This window comes from Anatilimnocola floriformis, from assembly GCF_024256385.1.
Classification (GTDB): domain Bacteria; phylum Planctomycetota; class Planctomycetia; order Pirellulales; family Pirellulaceae; genus Anatilimnocola; species Anatilimnocola floriformis.
The window spans coordinates 426738-448874 of sequence record NZ_JAMLFW010000002.1 but is presented as its reverse complement, the minus strand read 5'-3'; the positions used below and the strand labels follow the sequence as shown (position 1 = coordinate 448874).

The 22137-nt window shown below is 56.2% G+C and carries 14 protein-coding genes; 11 read left to right on the top strand and 3 right to left on the bottom strand.

Translation table 11 applies throughout. The features are described 5' to 3' along the window. Positions 1-290 precede the first annotated feature (290 nt). From M9Q49_RS26510 to M9Q49_RS26490, 5 genes are all read left to right on the top strand, one after another. The gene (locus M9Q49_RS26510) at positions 291-929 is read left to right on the top strand and encodes a hypothetical protein (protein ID WP_254512311.1); all 639 of its coding nucleotides are present in this window, start codon (positions 291-293) and stop codon (positions 927-929) included. 105 nt (positions 930-1034) lie between these two features. Beyond that, positions 1035-1565 carry a hypothetical protein gene (locus M9Q49_RS26505; protein WP_254512310.1) on the top strand — a complete coding sequence of 177 codons (531 nt, stop codon included), beginning with the start codon at positions 1035-1037 and terminating at the stop codon, positions 1563-1565. A gap of 169 nt (positions 1566-1734) precedes the next feature. Further along, positions 1735-2865, top strand: coding sequence for a hypothetical protein (locus M9Q49_RS26500; RefSeq protein ID WP_254512309.1), 1131 nt, complete (start codon positions 1735-1737; stop codon positions 2863-2865). Beyond that, positions 2862-4184, top strand: a complete 1323-nt coding sequence (locus tag M9Q49_RS26495; protein WP_254512308.1) for a replicative DNA helicase — start codon at positions 2862-2864, stop codon at positions 4182-4184. The genes M9Q49_RS26500 and M9Q49_RS26495 overlap by 4 nt, the downstream gene beginning before the upstream one ends. Before the next feature lie 675 nt (positions 4185-4859). Next, on the top strand, positions 4860-7013 hold the full coding sequence (locus tag M9Q49_RS26490; protein ID WP_254512307.1) for a hypothetical protein: 2154 nt from the start codon (positions 4860-4862) through the stop codon (positions 7011-7013). A 350-nt stretch (positions 7014-7363) separates the two neighbouring features. On the opposite strand, the gene M9Q49_RS26485 is transcribed toward M9Q49_RS26490, so the two are convergent. From M9Q49_RS26485 to M9Q49_RS26475, 3 genes are all read right to left on the bottom strand, one after another. Further along, entirely contained in the window at positions 7364-7675 is a 312-nt protein-coding gene (locus M9Q49_RS26485) for a hypothetical protein (RefSeq protein ID WP_254512306.1), read from the bottom strand. Between the two features lie 329 nt (positions 7676-8004). Further along, positions 8005-9204: an AlbA family DNA-binding domain-containing protein gene (locus M9Q49_RS26480; RefSeq protein WP_254512305.1), complete on the bottom strand. Its 1200-nt coding sequence runs from the start codon at positions 9202-9204 to the stop codon at positions 8005-8007. Between the two features lie 529 nt (positions 9205-9733). Further along, positions 9734-10132, bottom strand: a complete 399-nt coding sequence (locus tag M9Q49_RS26475) for a hypothetical protein (protein ID WP_254512304.1) — start codon at positions 10130-10132, stop codon at positions 9734-9736. 2229 nt (positions 10133-12361) lie between these two features. Between M9Q49_RS26475 and M9Q49_RS35825 the strand changes: the two genes are divergently transcribed. From M9Q49_RS35825 to M9Q49_RS26445, 6 genes are all read left to right on the top strand, one after another. Next, positions 12362-18439 carry a cadherin domain-containing protein gene (locus tag M9Q49_RS35825; RefSeq protein WP_254512303.1) on the top strand — a complete coding sequence of 2026 codons (6078 nt, stop codon included), beginning with the start codon at positions 12362-12364 and terminating at the stop codon, positions 18437-18439. Positions 18440-18635: 196 nt separating this feature from the next. Beyond that, complete coding sequence (locus tag M9Q49_RS26465; RefSeq protein ID WP_254512302.1) at positions 18636-18857, top strand: hypothetical protein; 222 nt, start codon at positions 18636-18638, stop codon at positions 18855-18857. 57 nt (positions 18858-18914) lie between these two features. Beyond that, entirely contained in the window at positions 18915-19481 is a 567-nt protein-coding gene (locus M9Q49_RS26460; protein ID WP_254512301.1) for an RNA polymerase sigma factor, read from the top strand. Beyond that, positions 19474-19812, top strand: a complete 339-nt coding sequence (locus M9Q49_RS26455) for a hypothetical protein (RefSeq protein ID WP_254512300.1) — start codon at positions 19474-19476, stop codon at positions 19810-19812. Before M9Q49_RS26460 ends, M9Q49_RS26455 begins: the two co-directional genes overlap by 8 nt. A gap of 87 nt (positions 19813-19899) precedes the next feature. Then, positions 19900-20928, top strand: a complete 1029-nt coding sequence (locus tag M9Q49_RS26450) for a type II secretion system F family protein (RefSeq protein ID WP_254512299.1) — start codon at positions 19900-19902, stop codon at positions 20926-20928. Between the two features lie 23 nt (positions 20929-20951). After that, complete coding sequence (locus M9Q49_RS26445) at positions 20952-22136, top strand: type II secretion system F family protein (RefSeq protein ID WP_254512298.1); 1185 nt, start codon at positions 20952-20954, stop codon at positions 22134-22136. Position 22137: the final 1 nt, after the last annotated feature.

Genomic DNA, 22137 nt, shown 5'->3' with positions numbered 1-22137 from the left:
GTTTTGCAGCCGTTGCTTCGAACCAGATCCAGCAATTCAAAAAGCAATTGACCGACGAGATGGTGCGCAATGACCACCTTCGAACCGTCATGCGAAGCCCGCTTGGTAATCGATCGTGCCGCGGACCTTGCCACCACGTTCGATGCGAGGGCCGCACATCCCTGCAATGACGAGCTGCACATCTCAGCACTCCACGGGGCTGGAGCCTTACGCGCTCGAAGCGAGTACTTCGCGCGTGAACTCGCTCTGCAAATGTTTCATCCCAATTTCGAAGTTCAAGAGGCAAACGAGTGATCGCACATCCGACCGATCTGGAATTCACGCCCATCGTCATCCCCGTCGGAATGCTGTCGATCGCGGAGCCGGTCATTGCGGTGCCGAGGGTCGAGAGCCCGATCCTCCAGTACATACAATTCGACATTGAGCCTGATTTCATCCAGTCGCTTGCCGCTGACGGGATTTGCCTCTTCGTGATCAAGGTCCCGAGTGTGCACGAATCACGGCAGCGTTTACGAATCCCGCTTCTCGTTGCACACGAAGCGTACTCCGCCGCAATCAAAGCCGGTGCGAGAACCTGCAAACTTTCGCCTAACAAGATCACTGTTGGAGAACTCCCATTCCCGTTTGAACCGGCCCGCGATTGCATTGATTTCAACGATACGATTGCGGCAAATCCATTGGGTAAGGGTGAGCACTTTCCATCTGATGCGATCGAAAAAGCTGCGCGATTCTATCGTGGCGCCTACATGATGTTCGGCCACAAGAAGGAACACACGGCAGCCATTCTCAGCGGCGCGCGCGACGAGCTGACGGTACAGATCGTAATTTGGCCAGGGCATTCGTATGAGTCCGCACAGCTTGGCCTAGAACAGTCACCCGAACCAACCGAGCCGCCCCAACCGGGCACGCGACCTCACGACCTGAACTAGCCCACTCCTGGAGTTTCACGAATGAAGAAGGCAGCATCTAAACCGTTTCGACAGGCGTTTGTCGACTTCGGGATCCTCGCGCACGAAGTCATTCCGACTGCGCGATTGATCACCGATAACCCTCAGACGCTGCTCGCTCGCTGGCCTGCTGGCGAGCCAAATATCAACCGGGTGGCCGAAATCTCGAAGGGCAAAATTTGGAACATGATGAAGAAGGCCGGGCCCAACTTCTTTGCAGATATGCCGGTAAATCCATGGGCCTCCGAACTACTTGCTGCTTGCCAGAAGGTCGCCGTGATCATCACAGTCACGAGCGGACCGCCGTACTTCCTCCCGATGCGCAATGGGCGCGCAGCTTGGGTTGCTCGTCACTGCGACGACGCCATCAGGTACAAGCCGATCTATGTCAAGGAAGAGTTCGCCGCGCCAGATGTGCTGCTGATCGACTTGAGCGACTACGCCTGCAAAGTGTTTGCCGAGGCCGGCGGCCGAGCAGTTCTCTGGCCCGATCACCGAAACGCGATGCACCAAGTGACCGATGCGATGTCTCACGTGTTGGAGCGGATTGATGAGGTTGCAAATCAAGTCTCCAAGTCCAAGAAATCCATTCGCAAAAAGACCACCGCCAATGGCTAGAAAAAACCGGCACCGTGGCAGTCAGCCATTTCAACTTCCGAAGCCGCAGGAGCGGCCTACCTGCAGAGTTGAATGCCTGAGATGCGGCGGCCCCTTAAATCGACCAAATCAAGCGTAGGAACAGTCGGGTATATGGCGAGCGACGCCAAGTCTCGCGAACTCATCACCGATGCAGTTCGCGATATTCAGAGGACAATTTGTGGCAAGGCCAGGTTTACACAATCACCCGAAATTTAAGCGATTGGTTCAGTTGCTGAAGGAACCCATTCCGCACGTTCACGGATACCTGGAATGCATCTGGCTGGTTGGCTATGAGAACGGTGATCCATTCATCGGCGACGCTACCGATGTAGAACTGGCCGCTGGTTGGCCAGGCACCCCTGGAGTTCTTGTTGATGCTTTGCTGGCATGCGGCGGCAAATCACGAGTTGGCTTCATCGAACCAACATCCAACGGTGCCTACCAAATTCACGACCTTCATCATCACGCGCCGGAGTACGTGTCGCGACGCAAGGTGAAGGAGGACGAGCGGAAAAAAAAGAAGGTTTGCGGTCACTGCGGATCGTTATTTCAATCTTCCGAGGCGCACGCCAAATTTTGCTCTCAGGCGTGCAGGCAGGCCAATTATCGCGAGCGTGACGAACCGTTACGGAGTGTGACGCAGGACTGCGTCACAGAGGTTACGTGCGTAACACCACCCCTCACTGCTGCGTCACATCACACCCAAACTGCGCTCCCGTTTGTGACGCACGAAACGACTTTCGAAGAATCTCCCAAACTGAATCGCGGTAATCACTTACGGAATTTTTGTGACGCACGTGACGCAGGTGTTACGGAGCGTGACGCACCTCCCGCACCCGCACCCGCACCCGCACCCGCTCTTTCTTTCTTGCCTTCCGTGGAAGGCGAGGACGTGATTTCAGCCAAGCGAACGATGAAAAGACATCACGCGTATCTGGCCGAATTCCTACGCTGGTGGCCTCTGTACCCAGTGAAGTCAGGAAAAGACAAGGCTGCCAAAGCATTCACGGCCGCGCTTGCTCGAATCATGACCGAGCGAAGCTTAAACGCTCTCGCCGCACTTGAATGGTTGTGCGAGGTCACCGTGCGGTTCGCGAAATCACCAAAGGGCTGCAGTGGCAAGTTCGCAGGCTATCCCGCCAGCTGGCTGAACGCTGGGAATTACAACGACGACCCCGCTGTCTGGAACGAGACAGGCAACTTTGCATCAGTTCCTCGCCGTGAACTTGCGCGGCGAGAAATTCCACCACGCACGAAACGCCAAGGAGATATTGCATGAACAAACCGACACGACAGAACGATATTCGCCGGCAGCCGCCATCTGACCTCCAGGCCGAAATGGGAGTCCTCGGTTCATTGATGCTGATGCCCGAAAAGTTTCGCGAGATCGAGGTGATGATTGCACCCGACGACTTTTTTGATGAGGGGCACGGAGCGATTTTTACTGCGATGAAGAGCATTGTTGCTCGTGGCCGCCCGCTCGACCCGACGCTGATCACCGATCAACTTAAAGCGTCCGGGACCTACGATGCCGTCGGAGGTGAATTTCACCTGGCGAAAGTTCTGACCGCTGTTCCTAACGCTGCTCACATGGAGTACTACGCGGAGATCGTAGCGGCCAAGTCGCTGTCGCGCCGCGTGATCGTCGAAACAACGCAACTGTTGCGAGCCGCGTACGAAGACGCACTGGAGCCGAGTGAACTGGTCGCACTTATGGAGTCGGCCACCAATCGAATCACATCGAACCGCGCGGGAATGGAGTTGCCGATTTCAATCAGCCAGTCGGCGCGAAACCTAATTGCTTCTTTGCGAAAGTCAAAGGATTCTGTGGGCGGACGAAGTCGCGCGCACTTCGGAATCCTGGTGCTCGATGAGAGAGTGGGGCCAATTGTTGCCGGCGAAGTGTGCGTGATTGGAGCCCGCGCAAGTTCAGGAAAGACGGCATTCGCCACAGGAATTCTTCGCCATTCCGCGATGATGAACCGTCCCTCACTACTGGTTTCCTTGGAAATGACAGATTTGGAAGTGACGAGCCGCGAAGCAACTCGCAGCACGGGTATCGACTATCGAGACATTCGTGGCGGGCAGCTTCAAGAGGAGGATTACAAGAAGCTTGATAACTTCAGTCGTGACACAGATGGCTTGCCCATGTTCACTTGGTCGCCAACTCGCGCCACGACATTTGCCGAAATCCGAAGCTTTATAATTCATGCGCAAAGCAAGCTCGGCATCGGCGTAGTAGCCATCGACTACATCGGCTTGATTTCCGAGCCACCGAAGTTTCGCGGTAGCCGGCGCGAGCATCTTGCCGAATGCTCACGCGGCATGAAGCGTTTAGCAAAGGAACTTGACATTCCGGTGTTCTTACTGTGCCAATTGAACCGCGAAAAGGAACGGCCGAATCTGACAATGCTTCGAGAATGCGGAGCGATTGAAGAAGACGCCGACAGCGTTCTGTTGATCCACCGCGATGAAGACGATGACAGCTACCGAGACCTGATCGTTGCGAAGTTTCGGGCGGGAGCAACAGGCGACATTCGTTTGAAGTGGGACGGTAAGCGTTTCGACTTTAGTGACCCAGAGGAAGATAAAAGCTGAGCGTGGTAAATCACATTTTCGAAGACCTAATTGCGGCGCACTTGATCACTCAAAGAAAAGCACCACTTTTGCCCGATGACCTGATACAATCAACCGCTGCTGTTACCCCGACAGCGCAATCAAGCGAGCTCTATCCGCGCGCGACAGGGGTAACTTCTTGCCCGGCCTTCTGCCGAACGCGGATCAAGTTCCTGAGATGCGCTGCTCGAAAAAGCAGACTTTCACGTATAGGAGCGTCCAATGCCCGGACCAAACATGACCTTTAATTCGCGAGATCCCGATAACCGCAGCTTCCTCGCTCGCCTAACCGGAACAGGCGCTTATCGGCGTGAGTACATCGGAGTACCTGCGCCCGCGCAAGCAACTAGCAACCAATCAGGAGGGACTATGCTCGCCCCGCCCAAACCTTCCATTCTCAGACAGGCACTTACGCCGAACTCAGTTGGGCCTGGCATCGCGCCGCCAATCAATTCAAACGCTTCCGCGGCGGTGACGCCCAAGCCGAGTCTGTTTCGGCAGAGATTGGAATCGGCAGGTGTTGCCAAGTTGTCGCCTGTAAATGATGGACTGCAAGCGACGGCACCACGACTGGCACCGACACCCTTCCAGATCCATGGCGCCGGCGATCCACTCTCAGCGCCGCCGCCGGCGCGCAGCATTCGAAGTCTTCTCAAAATGCGCAACGCACCTAGCATGACTCAGCCGCATGTTGAACAACCGCTGCAGCCCGCCGCGACGGGTCAGCGTACTACGGTCGGCGCTGGCTCGGTTGCGCCAACGGTCGGTAGCCCAGCAGTATCCGCCCCCTCTATCGGCGCCGGCCCGTACAACCGCGCAGCTGCATCGATTCCCAAACCCTCACTACGCCAGCTGCTGCCTGGGCTGGCGCGTCAAACGGCCGCGGCTCCGCAACTTGCTCAAACGATGGTCGAGCGAGTCGATTCGCCGTACCAAGGGCCAAAGGTCGAATTGACAAACAGTGGCGCGCCGCAGGGTGATGTGAACATCGTGGATCGCCTGATTTCGAAGCTTCGCATGCCGCCCGGCTCGTTCAAGCCTGGTCACCCGCTGTGGAACAAAACGCCCGAACAAGCACAGCAGGCGATCGCCACCGCTGGCGGTCGAATGAACGACTCGAAGAATTACGATGCTTCGCAGTACGTTGCGCCGGATGGATCAACCTACCAGCCCACGCCGTCGGCTTCATCTCAGGTCGGTCCGGTGGGTACGCGGCTTGTTGGTGGGGTGGAACTCAGCAGCACGAACCGGCCAGCTGGCGCGACGTTGGCTGACAATCGCCTCGCTCCTGCGAACTCACGCTCGATGCTGCTTTCTCGCCTTAATGGTGGGGTCGGCAGCACCGCCACACTCGCGCAGGCTGCGAGCAACGCGGGCTTCAATGCTGCAGGCAACCAATTTGGTGGCGCCGGCCTGGCAATGACGTCAGACGGGAAAGCGCAGTTCGTCGACAAGACGCCGACACAATTCGCCGGTGGTGCTGCCACTGCGGACGAGGCTGCTGGCAAGCGGCTTCGCGGTCTGCTCGCATTGGCAAAACGTGGCGCCGGCTCGATCGACCCGGTGAGTGGAGCATTCATTGGCCGCAACAGCACAGCTACACCGGAAGAGATCCCCGGACGCTTGGTAGCCGGTGGAAACACGCCGACTAAGCTGTCGGCAGAAGAACTTGCGAACAAGGCAGCCAACATGATGGCGCGGCTTGGCCTCCGTAAAGATGCTGCAGACAGTGTGCGCGCCGATCAGCGGCGGCAAGCAGCCGTCGCTGCAGCGAACCGACCATCGCTGTTCATGCAACGTTTGATGGGAGATCGTCCCGAACTTGCCTTGCAGTTCATGGAGGCTCAGAATCGCAACCAGTTGGAGCAACAGCGAGTTGCCCAACAGGGCCAGCAGTTTAACGCTGGCCTTGCAGCTCAAGGAAAGAATGCCGCTGATCAGCGTGCACACGCTTTGGAAATGGCCCGCACTCAGATCGATGCCCATGAGCGTGAACTCGGCCGCAAACTTTCTCAGGAAGAGAAACTCGCGGTAGCGAGTCGCGCGCATGCGATCGAGATGCAAAAGAACAACCCGTTGATTGGGCTTGAGAAAGAGAAGATTGGCGCCGCAAAGCAGCAAAGCGAGGCCAATCTGAAACAACAGCGCGAGCTAGCCGACATGGGTGATGCGACGAAGCGACGACAGATCGAGAGTAATGAAAATCTGGCCGCGAACGCTGCTCGCGCGAAGTTGGTTGAGGCCCAGGCGGCGGCAACGCTAAACAATCCAGACTTATCGTACGAGGAACAAAAGCAGGAGATCGAGAATCTGTTTTCGAACGCTTACAAAGCTTCGCAGCAACCTGCGCAACCTGTTGCGGGTGCGCAGCCAGCGACGACCACTGTTACTCCCGTTGCTGGGCTCGGAACCGCGCCTGTTACGCCGATTGCGGGCAGCGGTACTCCTACGGTTGGATTCGCGCAAAGGCTGAAGGCATACGGTGGCGGGACTTTGACGCAGAAGCAGTTCCAGGATTCGCAAAAACTGTGGAGCGAGACGAAAGATCCCGAGCAAGTTGTATCCAAACTGCGTAGCTACGGCTTGAACGATGAGCAAGTGAATATTGCGATCAACCGCGTGGTGCCGCCAAGTTGGTTGTTGCGCAGTACTAGATTTGCTCCGTGGTTGATTGGCGATCCCGATGCAACCCACACGCGTACAGTCGATGATCCTGCTGGCACTAGCAATCTCTTCACAGATCGTTCGATCAATCCTAAAACCGGGAAAACTCAGATCGGTCTGCTTGGAAGGCTACTTGGCGTCAAGTAGTTTTTTAATTGCGAGCGCAAACGTCGCAATCCCGATGATTCCAGACACTAGCATGACGAAGAGACCTCCGAAGTATGCTGCGTCAGGACTAGAAAACCATGCTGCTCCGCCGGTGAATATTCCGGCACAGAGAAAAGTGCCTGCGAATAGGTCACGAGCTCGAACGACGACCTTCGGCGCCGGCCCTTCACTCAACTCAGCCCTGACCGGAACATCGGCAGGGCTCTCATATGGGTTATCGCTAAACTGGTTCATGCCATCATCTCAAGGGAAATCTATGAAGACTATCTGGGAAATCATCGAACAAGTTGAGGCCGAACACCCTGGCCAAATGACAAGCCTCTCGGAAGTCAGCTACGATGCAAATCGTACGCAAGAAGAAACGAGGACAGCGGAATATATTGCAGCCCAGAAAGGTCGCTTTCCGCAGGTGGGTCTTTCACAAGGCAATCAAGTTCTTTGTGCTTCTGCCGAGAAGTGAGCCATTCAACGAAAGTTACTTCGTCTAGCTCCAGAATTTTCCAGTCGGAAGTTTTTTGCTTGTTGCCGATGAAATCTTGGGCGAGTTGATCGCTGGAAAACACTAGAGCGGTCATTCCTTGCGGTCCAGAAAAGAACACATCCGCTTTTCGCTGTGATTCGGCTAACACGTAATATGACATCACGATTCTCCGTTTGGGCCGCGTCGATCAGCTCCCCAGCTCCGACGCGGCCTTTTTGTTGCGCACCATCATTTGTTAGCGCGGCGCGAAAAGCAATCGTTGACTGGGCCACTGTTCGGCTTGGAGAGCTTTTGAAGGCGATGCCGAAGCAAAATGGATCACGTGGTGTCGGCAAAAAAGTGGACTCCCACAATGGTAGTCCACTTCAGGAACTTGGCATTCACGCCAACTTCCCGTTCTCAAAAACTCGCCTCTGCAAAAGAAGCGATCGATCCATACATCGCGGAGTGCAAAGCGAAGGGCAGAGAAATCAGTTTCAGGCGGATCGCCTACATCTGATCCTGATTGCCGTTGAAAGCGAATGTTACTGCGTCGAACAACCCAGCCAATTTCTCAATCTTCGTCGGGGCGACTTCTTGACTGTTTAACACTTCATCAACGCGGTACTCTTCATCCATATAGGGAGTTTGAGACCGTCGCCTAGTATCGTAGTCAAACAAGTGCACATTTTTCGCGTTCTTGATTCCAAACGAAATCATTACGTCGCCAGGTGGATTCTTTGACTCTCTGTACAGGTGGCAAGCCGCCGCGACAACTGCCGAGATCGCATCGCGATTGGCTTGATGGCTTACGCCAAGCCACCCTTTTTTCAAATCCTCGTTGGGCATTAGCAGGGTCTCATTGTCATTTCTGCACTCTCGAATGTACGTCGCGCCGAAGACTGTTCCGGATGAAGAAACAGAGGAGACGGCAATGCAAATTCGGACGGAATCAACACGCACTTCTCGTGCGGTAGCGAATGAACCGCCGACGCAATTCTGGTATCCCCAATGAGCTCCTGTCGTCATCCGCCCTGGAAAGAAGTGTTGCTTGTGAAAAGTAACGCAACTCTGCGGATCGCAGACTTCTTGCCACGGATAAACCGGTGCGATCGACACCCAGCGGATTGGGCATTTGCTCGGATGCATTTGGCTATTCGCGCGAGTCAGGTTTTCATGCAGTTTCGCCTCGCGAGCATCCTGCAATCGATTCCGGCGCTTCAGCAGGTATTCGATTCTGTTCACATCTGCAAGTTCGTACGGCTCGTTCTTGTTGTCGGTCCGTTCGTAGACGTAGACCTTGCGATTCTTCTCCGTCGCATGCGGTGCCTCGCTACTCTCGTGCACTCGAATCACGAGAATTGCCTTGCCAGACAGTTCTGGGATCTCGATGACATTGCTTACGCTAACGCGTACTGGCGGGCTGATAGCGTCATGTGCAAGTTGGAAAACGCGTTCCTGCAATCCGACCTCTGTCGGCATTCCCGATTGAGGCGGCCAGATCGGCTTGTTCGTTGTCTTGTCGGCATCGACTCCCAGAAGAATCAGTCCACCTAAGGTGTTCGCAAAGGCAGCGATCGTTTTCGGCAGGTCCTTCGGTATCGTGAAGCCCTTGTAATCCAGTCGCGCGCCTTCTGGCTGCATCGTGCGACAGAAAGCATCAACGTCCGCGAAAGCTATTTCGTCGATCGGCTTGGACCATAGAGACATCAGACCCTCCATTATCGCACGCAATGAGTAAAATTGACTCAGCCAATAAACCAACTGCGCACCAACTCAAATATGCCGGTGCAAATCCAAATGAATAACCACAAGATCGCCACGCCGATCAGCACAGAGAGAGCCGCCAGCGCGCGAGCTGGTGTTCCGCTAAACCAATCGATGCCGCGTGGTCCAGATAAACTGTGGTTCGACCGAGGCGCCGGCGGTGGCCACGGATTGGAATTGAAGATTGACTTGCTCGGCGCTGCGGTCGCGACTGATCGCGTTCGCCTGCATTTGTGCCTGGAGCCATCAGGGTTGAGGCAACGATTTCTCCCATCGAGCCGCCGAAAGATTACCCACTCATCGCATCCGTCGCAAAACTGCCCGTCGCTCATAGCCCTGCCCTCTGTGTGAGTGGATTACCACACGCGGTTGGAGATAGGAAGCGCAATTCTTTTGTAGGCTCGCGCCGGCTACGACGCGGCATCACCCACTTCGCGAACATTCGCGCAGGTTAGCAGCAGTCGCTGTTGACTTACGGCAAGTGCAACTCTTTCTTGCCGGTAATCTGGTCAACTTCATGCGTCAGACGGATCGCCTCACGTGCTCGCTGCTCATCCTCGAATTTTTGCACCTTCGTGTACCAGAAGTACCCGCCGATGGCTGCGATTAACAGCCCTGCGAACGTGAATACTGCACACGAAAACATAGCGAAGTAAGCATTCCTCGACTCCGCCGCGAGATGTTTTTCCCAGAACTCTTTCTCCAATCCTTCCTGCTGCTGCGCACGCAGTAGATTCCCAACATTCTCACGAAGCGATCGATTGAAATAGGCGGAATTGCTCCAGATGCCTATCGCGCTGGCCACGGCCAGCAATGTGCCGCATGTGGTAATCCACTGGTAGAGATGTCCGTTGGGAAGGTTAGGCAACATCACGAGCCTCCATTGCTGCGAAAGTAAAATCTTTAGAAACGATTAATCGACGAGCGGCATGACGCGTCCCGAAAGGTGATGAGAGCAGGCACATGCTAGCAGTAATAAGTTCATGCGGTCTTAATACATCTATCTCTTGAATAATGGCGAACGATCTAGGCGAAATATTTCGATTCCGCAATTCAATTATTTGACAAGGTATGGCGTCATATAAGAAACTCAACCGGAGGATTATCGAGACTCCCAACCGGCTTGGACGCCGGTGCTCCTACCACAGAAGGCAACTTAGGAACGAGTTGCCTTCACTCAGTGGTCTCACTTGAAGCCCACTGCGAATAAATCCCGCCTCATTATCTCTAAATCGCAGATGGGTGTTGAACCATGTTAAATCGCCGAAGTTGCATTGCGCGCACACGTCGCCTGCTCCTTGAGTCTCTGGAGACTCGACTTCCTTTGGCAACATTAAGCGACTCAGGTGGACCGACACTATTGATGACGCTGAGTGCAAACGAAGGGCTGACCCTATCCTCCGCAGGGGGCCACTATTCATTTATCAGCAATCAGACTTTTGTGAATGGCGGAGTCAGTCAAGTCGCTGACTTTTCGGCGTTCTCGAGTTCGATCCTGAGTCTGAACGATCTAGCCCAGTATTCAGCGATCAATATTTTCGACGCCGCTGCTAACGCCTCAGTGACATTCGCTAATAGCGGATCGAACAGCTTTGCAAGTGGCATCGCGGTCGTTCTCGATCATCCTGCAGCCGGCTCGATTGTATTCGAGGGCACGACCGCTCTTTCAGGATCGAACTATCTGAGTGTTTCTACGAGCAGGAATATCGAAGTTCATAGCGGCGCTAGCGTAAGCACATTCGACGGAAGCTTATCACTTCTCGCAAATCAGCAACTTACCCCGACTGCTGGTTCGTTCGTCGGCGTCCAAATCTCAAATTCTCAAGTCAAAAGCACGGGTGTCGGAAGCGTAACCGTTAAGGGGCGAGGTGGCACAAGCAGTGCGAATCTCAATCATGGCGTGTTTCTAGAATCGAGCGGATCTCTGATCACATCGCAAGGCGGTGCGATCGCAGTGGATGGGGCCGGGGGAGGAAACGGGACCAGCGTTTCAAACCATGGAGTTTTTGTCGAAGGAACGATTTTCAATGCGAGCGCTAGCGGGACGGTGACTGTCCGAGGTATCGGTGGGAACACAACTGGATCCGACAGCGATAGCAACATTGGAGTTTTTGTTCCGCGCGCCGACGCTCGCATTTCGTCGAATGGCGGAGCCGTCGCCATCGAAGGAACTGCCGGTGGAGCAGGAAGCGGGATCGGCAATTTCGGTGTCCAACTCGGCGGCACGATCAGCAGCAGCGGTACCAGCACCTCGTCTACCGTGACCGTGACGGGCACTGGTGGGCGCACAAGTGGGTATACGAACCATGGTGTCGTGCTATCGGCGCCTGCCGCACACATTACCTCCAGTGCGGGAGCTGTGCTTGTTGTAGGAACAGGAGGCGGGGTGGGGGCGAGCACTAGCAATCACGGTGTGTATTTCGACGCAGTGGGCGTGATTGACAGCTCCGGGCCGTTGGCCACTGTCACTGTTCGGGGATTTGGCGGCAATACCACGGGCACGGGCGGATTCAACGATGGAGTGGTAGTTGTCGGGCCGGCATCCCACATAAGCTCGAGTGGCGGCTCTGTCTCCGTTGAAGGGTACGGTGGCGGAGCTGGAGCGAGCACCGACAACATCGGAGTGTTGGTCGTCAACGGTGCAGCGATTACTAGCGAGGGCACCGCGGCACCTGTGAATGTTATGGGCGGCGGCGGCAATATTTCCGGGAGCGGCGGGCGCAATTTTGGTGTTTCGCTGATTGCTGCAGCTGCGCAGATTTCTTCCGCAGGAGGTGCAATTGCAGTTACCGGGACGAGCGGAAGTGGGGCAACCAGTTCCGCAGTTCGCACAGAGCTTGGCGGAAAGTTCATCGGTGTAGCGTCTGCAGTGATCACCGTGACTGCTGATTCGATCGAATTCCTTTCTTCAACCTCGATCGACGCTGGCAACAGTCCAGTCGTTCTCAGGCCCAAGACTGCCGCATTCGCGATCGATTTAGGAGGAGCTGATGTTCTTGCTGGGAGTGGATCTGGTGCGTTGGGATTGACCGATGGCGAGCTCGGTTCCGTGGTGGCGGGAACAGTCCAAATTGGTGACTCAGGCACTGGAGCGATTGTCGTGAGCGCGCAACTCACATCGGTGAATGACCTGACGCTGGTCACAAGCGCACAGCTAACCTCGAGTCAAGGCATCCTGATGGCACTCAACAAGAGTCTTGTCGTCAATGCCGGCGGAACGATCAGTTTGCCGAGTAGTACGAGCGATCTCATAGCTAGTGGGACCGGATCGATCTCATTGACCACGACGAGAAACATTTCGCTGGGCCTATTTGCGAGTATCACTACAGCAAGTGGTGACCTGTCGTTGAGTGCCAATCAGCAAGTTGCTCCGTCGACCGGATCCTTTGTTGGTATCGAGATCATCGGTGGAACGATCAACGTCGGTAACGGTAACTTATCCATCAAAGGTCGTGGCGGGGACAACTCGTCGAACAACTACGGCGTCTTCGTGAGAGGATCCCAAGGGCAAGTGATGTCGACTGGCGGCGCAATCCTCGTGGAGGGGAGGGCTGGGGGAAGTGGCGGCGGCAACTCGAATTTTGGCGTGTACCTCCTCTCCGGCGCAGGAATCTCTAGCGCGGGGAGCATGTCGACAGCGACGGTCACTGTGAAGGGCTACGGCGGCAATTTCAATGGCAATGGTGGCAGTAACAACGGAGTGGTAGTTGAACAGTCTGACGCGTTCATCAGATCAAATGGTGGCGCGTTGCTCGTTGAGGGAACGGGAGGGGGTGGCGGTGGTAGCGGGAACAACTACGGCGTCCACGCAATGGGCGGAGTGATCGAAAGTACGGCGGCGGCCGTCACCGTCAAGGGATACGGAGGAAATCTGAGTGGAGCGGTCGGTTCGGACAACTACGGTGTGCTTGTCCGCGGTTCCTCGGGACTAATCTCGGCGTTCAGTTCTGTAGTCGTACAAGGCACCGGGGGAGGGACCGGCAACAGCTTCAACAATTTCGGCGTCTACTTGTTGTCGGGCGGGACAATCACGAGCACTGGCACTGTGGCCAGTTCAACTGTTGCTGTCTCGGGAAATGGCGGGAACAGTACGGGGGCTGGAAATACCAATTTTGGAGTCTTCATCGAAAACTCTGCCGCGACGGTCAGTTCTAGCGGTGGGGCAATCGAAATCACTGGGATCAGCGGGAGCGGCGCTACTAGTCCCGCAATTTCACTGCAAAACACTGGCAGAATATTGGGGACGTCAGCTAACGCGATGGTGACCCTAGTCGGGGATTCGATGGATTTTCTGCCCAGCACATCCATCAATGCGGGATCCAATTTCGTCACTCTCAAGCCGCGGACTGCAGGCACTCTGATCAATTTAGGAGGCGACGACGGTTTGATTGGAAGCCCCTTAGTTCTTGGGCTAACTGATGCTGCGATTGATCGCGTTACTGCGGGAACACTCCAGATTGGGGTTCCGAGTAGTGGCACGATCAACGTCACTTCCGCAATCAGCTATGAGGGCAACCTCACGTTGGTGACGGGTGGCGGATTGTCTGGAAGCGCCGGCCTAACGACCGGATCTGCGACCGCCACAACGCTTCGAGTTCAACAAACCGGCAATTCGACTTACACCGGTGTCCTCGGTGGCAACACTACGAATGCAAACAACTTCCGCCTGATAAAGGAAGGTGCTGGCAGCTTAATTTTGACAGCCGCTCACACGTATGCGGGTAACACGTTGGTGAACGCAGGCGAATTGCGAATCAACGGTTCGCTCGCGGACACAAGCGAAACTCTAGCGCAGACCGGCGGAACTGTGGGCGGAACGGGGGTGCTCAACAATTTACTCAATGCAAGTTCCCTGAGTACTATTTCACCGGGCAACGGCATGATCGGTACGTTGACGGTAAACCATTCTGCACTCTCAGGGTTGCAAATGGGCAGCCCGAGTCAACTAAACATTGAGCTCGGCGGAATCGCGTCTTACGACAAATTGATCGTGAACGGCACCATTTCTCTTTCTGCTGGCGCTACACTCAACCTGTCTTCATTCAATGGCTATGCACCCGCGCCAAACTCTACATTCGTGTTCGTCGTTAACGACTCTAGCGACCCGATTGTCGGGACTTTTGTGGCAGGAGCTGGGAGTAGTCTTGTTCCGGGCACCGTGCTAACCGAGGGCACGCTTGTCAGTTCGAACTTCCTGGGAAGCGGCTTGCCTGCCTATATCACTTATCTAGGAGGCGATGGCAATGACGCTGCGATCACTCTCGCTGGCGGACAAATCGAAATCACGAGCGGTGCAACGGCGAGTATTCCAGAAAACAGCGTGGCGGCCGCTTACACGATTCATGCCGAGTTCCTCGGCCCGGGAGGTACGATTGCCTACGGCATTTCTGGAGTCGATGCGGCGCGATTCCAGGTGAATGGCAGTTCGGGAGCAATCACATTCGTAGCACCTCCCAACTTTGAGAATCCCGTCGACTCTGGATTCAACAATACCTACGACATCGTTGTGGTTGCATCAGCAGGACAATTGACCGCCACTAAGCCAGTGGTCATCACCGTTACCGATGTCAATGAGTCTCCGATGATCGCCGCACAAACTTTCTCGATTCCAGAGAGTGTTTCGATCGTAGTTAACGGGACCTTCGAATATCCCCATACGAATCCGGCAAATGGCCTTCCTTTCGGCTGGCAAAGAACAGGCAGCGTCGAAGTAATCGGGGAGGACTCTACTTCGGGCGCCGGTCCGGCATTCGATGGTGAACAATTCGTGGATCTGAACGGCGAAGGAACCGGCGGCGTTTCTCAAGTGCTAGCAACTGTTCCCGGCCACTCGTACTCCTTGACGTTTAGCTATGCCAACAATTACGCGTGGACAAGTCCGTCCAATCCTGCGACTGCACTCGTTAGCATTCGTAGCAATTCGACCGACTTAGTTCCGGCGTTCTCTATTTCTCATGGCTCATCTAACAGCTTGGGCCTGAATTGGACGCTTCATGCGGTCAACTTTACCGCTACTAGCTCAAGCACCACTTTGCAATTCCTATCGACGATTCCGTTCGGTGACGGCGGCATTTACATCGATGGGGTCTCTGTTGTCGACCAGACAATGGGCACTGTGAACGGCAGTGTTGTCGGCACCGTCAGCAGCAGCGACGTCGACATCAGCGATACCAAGACTTTCGCAATCACTGGCGGAAATTCATCTAACGCTTTCGCGATTCACCCCACCACGGGATTGCTCACGGTCACAAATGGCTCACTGCTGAACTTTGAGGAGAGGCCGACGTATGTCTTGATGGTTTCCGTGACTGACGCCGGTGGGTTGACAGCGATAAATAATATGACGATCAACGTTACGAACCTCAATGAGGCTCCTATCGTTGCCTCGCAATCATTTTCAATCGCCGAAAACTCGCCCAATGGCACATTGGCCGGCACTGTCCTCGCATTCGACATGGACCAGGCAGATTCGAAGACGTTTACGATTACGGCAGGAAATCTGACGGGTGCTTTCGCGATTAACGCGAACACTGGCGCAATCAGAGTGGCCGATAGCGTGCTTCTGGACTACGAGTCTGTTTCCAGCTTTGCGCTCACGGTGCAAGTCACCGACAACGGCTCGCCGGCGCTCAGCAGCACGGCGACCGTGACGATCAACGTGACCGATCGGAGCGAAGGCCGAGTCTTCATTCCGACCACACTCACGGCGAACGCCGGTGGCACGCTTGTTGTGCCCGTGAATCTCAACGTCACCGAAGTCGATGGCGCTGCCGTGAGCAGCGCGGTCATTTCGCTCGCTTACGATTCCTCGAAGTTCACCTTCAACTCGATCAATCTGGCCGGTGGACCGCTCGCTGGCTTCAGCCTCGATACCAGCAGCAGCACTCCCGGCAACTTGGTCTTCACTGCGACCGGAACTGCGGGCGCGTTGATCACCAGTGGCACGACCGTGACGCTGGCGAACGTCACCTTCAACGTTGCTGCCGGGGCAGCCGCTGGAGCGAGCGAGCTCAATCTGCGAGCCGCGACCAACATCAGCGATGCCACGCCGAACTTGTTCTTGCTCGGTCCTGCAATCACCGATGGCAGTACCGATGCGAATGTCGATGGCAGTGTGGCGATTAGCGCCGGTCCGCTCGCGATCGCCAGCATCGTGCCGACGGCGACTGGTTTTGTGGTGACCTTCAATCGGCCGGTCAATCCCGCGAATCTGAATCTCTACCAGCAAACGGGTGCTGGCGGCATCTTGGGCGCGGCGGACGTGACCTTGGTGGGTACGACTACCGGCGCGGTTCGCGGCTCGGTGGTATTCAATAGCACCAACACGGCATTCACGTTCATCAAGACCGGCATGCTGACGACCGAAACGGGCGTTGCCCAAGCGGCCGGTCGTGTGCCGGGAATTCTGGCGCCAGATACTTACACGGTGACGCTGCGGAGCAACGCCGCCGACGGCTTTGTCGACCTGGCCGGAAATGCCCTGCGAGATTTCGCTGGCGCGACGGCGGGAGACTACACGACGACGTTCAACGTGGCGACGCCAGCGACGGGAACGGTCACGATTAGCGTTCCCGACTTCGCCCGCGGTTATGGCCAGGCAGTGCGAGTGCCGAACACGGCGGCCACTGGGCTGCCAGTGGTGATCAGCGACGGCACGAATGTGGCCAGCGTCAGCTTCCGTTTGAACTTCGATCCGACGTTGCTGTCGGTCACCAGCTTCGTGGTCAATCCGGCAATCGTGGGCGCTTCGGCGACCTTTACGGCGGTCAGCCCAGGCGTGGTGCAAGTTACGATGAGCAGTGCCTCGGCCTTCGCGGCCACTGCCGACGCGCTTTCGCTGGGTGAGTTTGTATCGGCCGTACCCGACACGGCAACTTACGCCGCGAAAGATTTGTTGACATTCACCAACGTGCAAATCGGCAGCGTGAGCTCTGGCCCGTTGCCGACATTGATCGACAACGGTTTGCACATTTCATCGTTCCTCGGCGACGTCAATGGCTCGCAGTCGTACAACGCAGCCGATACAGGCCTGATCCAGCGGGCGATCTTGGGAATCAATTCGGGCTTCGCGGCCTACCAATTGGCCGATCCGTATATCGTCGGCGACATCAACCACAGCTTGTCGTTCGCAGCTGCAGATACCGGCTTCGTGCAGCGGCAGATTTTGAACATTGTGGTGCCGAACATTCCGGCGCTGCCGGTGGGCGTGACGCCGCCGGTGGGAACTCCTGGTCCGGATCCGAAGTTGTTCATCCCGAATAACTTGTCGGGGTCGGTCGATGCGGATGGAAATTCCGCGAATGGAATTCAGGTTGATATTCCGGTGATGCTGGAAGTGACGGAACCGTCGGGCATCACGATGAATGGTTTTGATCTGACATTCAGCTACGACCCCACGAAGCTGACGATTCCCGGTTCGGCGGGAGCGCCGACGAGCTTGAGCTTCGGCAGCTTTCTGGCCGGTGCAGGCTTCAGCGGGGCGTACACGATTCCTTCGCCGGGCCTGGTTCAGGTAACGGCGTCGTCGGGAGGCGCCTCGCCGCAGTACGCGTTCGGCACGGTGGGCGCGCTGTTCACGATTCGAGCCACGGTGGTGGCGGGAGCGACGGGAACGACGAAGCTGAATCTGCGGAGTGGGGCGTCGGTCGTTGATACCGACTTCATCGATCTGACGTTGATTCCGGCGCCGACGAATGCGGATACCGACTCCGTCGATGGTGCGGTGGTGTTTGCGGCTCCGGTCAACAACCCGCCGGTGTTCGTGGGCTCGCCGTATACGTTCAGCCTCATCACTGGAACAGACGGAGACGATCGTATTATCGTTGGACAGCTACGCGATGGCCGCTTTCGAGTGCGTCTCGGACGCCAACACCTCGGGGACTTCGTAGCAGCTGGAGTCGCAATTGATTCCTTGAGAGGAGAGGACTTTGTCTACGCCTCTCCATTTGCATCGGCCGTCGTTGTAACAGGAGAATTGACGGAGAGTGACCACGTCTTCGGTGGAGAGAACACACAAATTGTGAACTCACAAACCCCTGAAGTGAGTCAACAAGGAGCGAGCAGCGGCACGCTAAATGATTCGGCACTTTTGCAACTCATTTCAAACTGGAGCAATGAGTTCAGTGACATTAATCCAAACGGACATTCCTCGCGTACTGGACTGTCACGCAGGCGATGAGTCTTTTTGAACTGCAAACAAATATCCCGCCCGGTCGACGAATAGCTTGCAATCAAATTGCCAAAGTAAGGTTGGTTTAGTTACATGCCTAAACTTTGGAGTATCGATCAGGGGCCGCGAGGTAAAGTCAGGCCCTAACAAGTCCGCCGCTATCCGCGATTACAAAGCCGCCAATCCGAAAGAGGTGTCTGAGGCGTTGAGCAAATCCGGATTCGACATCTTCGCTCAGTTTGTCAGCACGGTCCTATCTAATGCGAAGAAGAAGGGCGGCAAGGTTGGCAAGCGAGGCCGGAAACCGATGGCGGTTCCTGTGGATGGCCTGCAGCAATTGATCCAGGTGAAAAAGCTTGTGGATCAGATCGGCGGGTTGGAGAAGGCCAAGGCCGCGGTCGATGCACTTGCCCAGATCCTCGGGTAAGCAGTTCGCAGAAGATTTTTAGACAAATCTGCTGTGGTCGCGCATCATGTAGGGCGCATGAGTGCGACCCAAGCTTTTTCCGCGCGAGTTCGTGAGTGCACCGACCAGTTGGCGGTGACGGGCGTTGCTGCGCTGGGAATGCTGTATGACTTGACTGCGCAAAGACTTGTGCGGTTCGCGGTAACTGTATCCTATCACCAGCACGACGCCGAAGACGCGGTGCAAGCAGTTCTGGCCCGGCTGGCTACGAGCCCGCAGCAATTGAAGGACGTCGGCTGTCCCTGGGCTTATCTGCTGCGAATGGTTCGCAACGAAGTCATCGCCATCCACCGACGGCAAAAGCGCTGCACCGCAGCCGGCGATTTGTCGGATTTGATCACGCGCTGTCCCATTGATGAGGCTGAACGCGAAGAATCCCATCGCGCAGTCTGGGCTGCTCTTCGATCGCTGCCGGTTGATCAGGCCGAAGTGGTGGTTCTCAAAATCTGGGAGGAGATGACATTCGCCCAAATCGGCGAGATTCTCGAACTCTCGCTGAATACGGTTGCCAGCCGGTATCAGTATGGCATCGCCAAGTTGACCAGCCGACTGACCAAGCAACCCACGAGGGTGCGGCATGGATAACTTTGAATTCGAAGCGAACGAAATTGAGGAACTGCTGCGCTCCGCCGGCGAATATGTCCAGCCGTCTGACGATCTGCTGCCTGCGGTACTCGAGCAGGCCCGCTTGGCGCGCGCTGAATGGCGTGTGCAAAACTGGGTCTGGTTTGTGATGTTCAACATCGCGCTTTGCATCTTGCTTGTTGGTCACCTGCGTCTGGAGCCCTCGCGTGATTTTGAAATCATGGGCGCTCCCTCGTCGATCGCTCAGCAGGAGAATCCTGGCTGGCACGCGGTTGACCGCTTCACTGCACTTCGCCGTCGCCAGGCAGCTGTGCTGCCGTCGCCGAAGTAATCAGCAAAATTCTTAGACAAATTGGCGCCCGTCGCGCATCCGCTAATCAGTCCATGGCGGTTGAGTACCAGCGAGACGCGGCGTCCGATGAAGACGGCAACACTTCCAGACATCATTGCGTTGAACGATCGCCTCGCAGCGATGGCGGCTGCAGAGGTTCCGCTAAGTCGCGATTTAGTTCGTTCCAATGCGGAACTGCCGACAACGCTGCACGAGGTGAGCGCTGCCGTTTCGCGCCGCGTCGAAGCTGGGCAAACGCTAGAGCAATCGCTGGCTGCCGAAGAACGCCTCACGCCTGCCTACCATTTGTTGTTGCAGATCAGCGCGAACAGCAACGATCGTGGCGGCGCCCTCAGCAGGCCGCAGCGACTAGCCAACTCCAGTGAGAACTCTGCACAAATACTGTCGCGAGCGCTGACCTATCCTCTGATTGTTTGCAGCCTGGCTTATTGCGGATTGGCGCTCTTCTGCTTGTATCTTGTGCCTACGCTCGAGCAACTGTACGGGAATCTACGCATCCCCACGGGTTGGGCCCTGCGCCTGCTGACTGGCCTGCGAATAACGCTGCCATATTGGATCGCATTGCCGCCTGTGCTGCTGAGTTTGATCGTCTGGTTGCTCCGGCGCCAATCGAACTCAGGCGGCTGGCAGCAAGCAGGCGCATGGTTGCCGGGAATGCGACGCGTCATTCGCGAACAACAATGCAGCGCCTTCGCCGACTCGATCGCTAATTTGCTGGCAGCAGGAATGCCGTTTGAGAGTGCGCTGCGGCTCAACATCGAGACCAGCAACGATCCGATTTTTTCTCGCAGCCTCGGCGCGAGTGCGGCCTCGATGACGCGCAACGCACACACTGCCGTCGAAGACGCGTTCGTGCACTTGCCTCCATTCCTGCGCTGGGCCCTCTTTCGGAGTGAGCCCCTGCTGGATCGCGTAAGTGCGTTGCGTTTGGCAGCCGATCTGTATTACGAAGCGGCGCAAAGGCGAATCTCGCGAATGCGAATCACTGTTCCGATCGTGTTCAGCGCGTTGCTCGGCGGTGGTGTGACACTCCTCTATGCCCTGGCTTTATTTGTACCCCTGGCGCATTTGCTGCGCTCAATCGCAGCGAGCTAAAGGCTCCTCGGCACGAAAGACCAATGCCTCAATATCGATATCAGGCCCTGAACGCCAACCAACAGCCAGTGAGCGGTGAGATTACCGCGGACGGCTTTGCGGACGCACTGAGCCAGCTGGCAGCGCAGGGCCTGGCTGTTCAAGCGCTGGTCGATGTGGCGGTCTCGGAGCAAGTTGGATTGGCAGGATCCAATGTCGAGGACCAAGTCGCCTGGCAACAGCAACTCTTAAAGTTACTCGAGCGCGGCCGCGAACTTCTGCCGCCACTCAAAGCTTTTGTGGAAGAGTTGCCAGTTGGACAGCGTCGCCGGCAATTGGAATTGCTTACCAATACGCTCGAGCGCGGCAGCATTCCGGCCGATGCAATGGCCACCTTGCAAGCGCTTCCTGGCTATTGGATCCCGCTGCTGAGCGCCGCAACTGCCTCGCGCGATCCTGGTCGGATCCTGCGAGAGTTTCTCCGCGAGACCGAACAAGCCGAGCAACTGCGCAGGCAATGGCGGCAAACTCTGGCGTATCCATTGCTGCTGCTAGGCTTGGCAGTAGCGGTGCTGATCGGACTTAGCATCATCGTCATCCCCATTTTTCGCAATATCTTCGATGGGTTCGGCATTCGCGTTCCGCTACCCACGCGTTTGGTACTGGTGATCTCGGAGTGGATCACCAGCGGCCGGGTTTTGGTGGTGCTCGTCGTTGGCGCAGTGTTCGGTTTCGGTTTTTATCGCGGCTGCCGTTGGCTGTCGCCGACGTTGCGCGAATCGTGGGCCGATCGCTTCGCGCTGTGGATCGGTCACTCGACGGCGATAGCTCGCTTCGCGCAATTCACTGCCGACTTGCTCGAAGCAGAGGTCAGCCCTGAACATGCGTTGCGTCTTGCAGGCCTGGCAACCGGCAGCGGCCCGATTCAGCGCGCGGCCGTACGAGTTGCCGCGGGATTGACCAGCTCAACAGAAGAAGCCTGTGAAAAGAATCGACGTGTGCTGACGCGCACCGTGCATTACGCCCTGGTCACTCCCACCTCGAACGCCGGCCGCATGCGATTGCTGCGTGAAATTGGCGCGAGCTATGCCGAGCGAATGAGTTGGCGATTGTCATGGGCTCGAGGTTTTGTCGAGCCGCTAGCGATCTGCCTCGTCGGCTTGATTGTTGGCGGCGTCGCGTTCGCTTTGTTTCTCCCGCTATTCAGTCTGTTACACGCACTTGCTTGAT

Bases quoted from the DNA above. Each gene is read 5' to 3' on its own strand.
- M9Q49_RS26480 (WP_254512305.1), bottom strand. From the start codon at position 9,204: ATGTCTCTATGGTCCAAGCCGATCGACGAAATAGCTTTCGCGGACGTT.
- M9Q49_RS26455 (WP_254512300.1), top strand. From the start codon at position 19,474: ATGGATAACTTTGAATTCGAAGCGAACGAAATTGAGGAACTGCTGCGC.
- M9Q49_RS26460 (WP_254512301.1), top strand. From the start codon at position 18,915: ATGAGTGCGACCCAAGCTTTTTCCGCGCGAGTTCGTGAGTGCACCGAC.
- M9Q49_RS26490 (WP_254512307.1), top strand. From the start codon at position 4,860: ATGCGCAACGCACCTAGCATGACTCAGCCGCATGTTGAACAACCGCTG.
- M9Q49_RS26445 (WP_254512298.1), top strand. From the start codon at position 20,952: ATGCCTCAATATCGATATCAGGCCCTGAACGCCAACCAACAGCCAGTG.
- M9Q49_RS26450 (WP_254512299.1), top strand. From the start codon at position 19,900: ATGAAGACGGCAACACTTCCAGACATCATTGCGTTGAACGATCGCCTC.
- M9Q49_RS26475 (WP_254512304.1), bottom strand. From the start codon at position 10,132: ATGTTGCCTAACCTTCCCAACGGACATCTCTACCAGTGGATTACCACA.
- M9Q49_RS26485 (WP_254512306.1), bottom strand. From the start codon at position 7,675: ATGTCATATTACGTGTTAGCCGAATCACAGCGAAAAGCGGATGTGTTC.
- M9Q49_RS26500 (WP_254512309.1), top strand. From the start codon at position 1,735: ATGCAGTTCGCGATATTCAGAGGACAATTTGTGGCAAGGCCAGGTTTA.
- M9Q49_RS26495 (WP_254512308.1), top strand. From the start codon at position 2,862: ATGAACAAACCGACACGACAGAACGATATTCGCCGGCAGCCGCCATCT.